The organism is Desulfoplanes formicivorans (genome assembly GCF_001748225.1).
Lineage (GTDB): Bacteria > Desulfobacterota > Desulfovibrionia > Desulfovibrionales > Desulfomicrobiaceae > Desulfoplanes > Desulfoplanes formicivorans.
The window spans coordinates 1-1,160 of sequence record NZ_BDFE01000013.1 but is presented as its reverse complement, the minus strand read 5'-3'; the positions used below and the strand labels follow the sequence as shown (position 1 = coordinate 1,160).

Annotated in this window: 1 protein-coding gene; it reads right to left on the bottom strand. The window is 39.2% G+C overall.

Features of this window, described 5'->3' with window-relative positions:
* On the bottom strand, positions 1-1,068 hold a 1,068-nt coding region (locus DPF_RS04905), incomplete at its 3' end, for an IS4 family transposase (protein WP_069857768.1).
* Positions 1,069-1,160: the final 92 nt, after the last annotated feature.

The window sequence follows — 1,160 nt, the reverse complement described above, 5'->3', positions numbered from 1 at the left end:
GCCTTGGCATCCTCTTTCCAGTTCAAGGTGTTGTTTAGCCGTACGGAAAAAAACTTCAATGTCCCAACGCCGACCGTAAATCCGTACTATTTCCTCATTCGGAAGATTTTCCTCTGTACACAGTAATGCAAGCCAATCTTTTTTATTTCGGTTACGGACGAAAACCAATTTTGCCGTACCTCCATCTTTCATTTGAACTTTAGCATTGGCGAGAATTTTTGCCCTTCCACGGCGTTTTCTGATTTTACGGTAAATTTGAATTACGTTTAGCTCTTGCCCTTCGAAGATGTAATGGATTGTTTGAGTTCGTTTGACCATGCAGATGACATCTAAATGCTTGCGAACCTTGGCAATCAAAGATGGTACTCCGAACCAGCTATCCATAAGGACATATTTTGCATTGATTCCGGTACGTAATGCTCTTTCGATCATAGGAGTAATCAGTTCTGTTGCCTTGGTCACAGCCTCCTGTCGTCGTCTGGCACCACACGTTCTCTTGTCCAAGTTTTTAGCCGTTTCCTGGTAGCGATTTTTCTTTTTTGTCGATGAAAGAAGAGCAAAATCAAGAGGTAATAGCGTCGATCCATCTGACCAGGCCATGGTAAGCATTCTGAAACCCCGCAGATACCTCCCGGTTGTGTGGTCAAAAACTTTGGCTAAAAGCTCAACATTTTTTGACCGGGGACGAGATATTGTTGAGTCATCAAAGATAAGTACTGGGTTACGTGCTTTGCTGGTCAATTTATCAATCATTTCATGTGACTGAAACCCCAATGTCAAAAGAAATCTTCTCCAGCTGAAACGACTTGAACGAAGAAAGTCATATATTGCATCTTTACTGATTTTACGTTCTGGATTGATTACAACACTTCGATAAATATTTTTTCCTACAAACGGAAGTATAAAAATGCTTTGAAGAATTGATGCAGCTGAATATCCTTTTGATTTTTTTATTTGAGAATTTCGGGCAATACTCGCAATACGAAATTTCTTGAAAAACGAGTCAATTCGGTGACTGCATTCACTCCTTACAACTTGCAAATCAATAGCTTTAATTGTAGGTTGCATTTGAGATCCTTGTTTTTTGTTTTCTATTGTGTGGCAACAACAGAAATACTAAATTACAAGGATCTCTTCAAGTAAAAATTCAATCATTTCAG